Raw genomic sequence first — 409 nt, 5'->3', positions numbered from 1 at the left:
CGATGGATGGGTCGAGGAAGTCGACGTCGAGGGAGACGTGGAGGAGCCCGTTCGCCGCCTCGGCGCGGGCGAGGAACTCGGCGAGCGGCGCCCGGATGCCGCCCTCGTCGATGGCGCGCATGTCGACGAGCTGGGCGTCCGTCCGGGCCAGGGCCGCCCGCTCGGGCAGGTCGACGGAGCGCAGGCCGATCATGCAGATGTTCGCGGTCGCCACGGTGGCGGCCAGGGCTGGGAAGGCGTCGAAGCCGGGCAGGCCCGCGACGTAGGCCATCGGCGTGCCGTGGAGGTGGCCGCTGGCCGTGGTGTCGGGCGTGTGGAAGTCGCTGTGGGCGTCGAGCCAGAGGACGAAGAGCGGTCGGCCGAGGCGGGCCGCGTGCGCCGCCATGCCCGCGACGGAGCCCAGCGACAG

General features: G+C 74.6%; 1 protein-coding gene. It reads right to left on the bottom strand.

Annotated elements, in window-relative coordinates; translation table 11 throughout:
• Positions 1-409 (bottom strand): arginase family protein (locus D7Y13_RS44010; protein ID WP_208734716.1); only part of this gene is annotated, 409 nt, incomplete at both ends.

Source organism: Corallococcus praedator, assembly GCF_003612125.1.
In the GTDB taxonomy this organism is placed as follows: domain Bacteria; phylum Myxococcota; class Myxococcia; order Myxococcales; family Myxococcaceae; genus Corallococcus; species Corallococcus praedator.
Note: the sequence above shows the minus strand (reverse complement) of the source record. Positions and strands in the feature narration are given on the sequence as shown.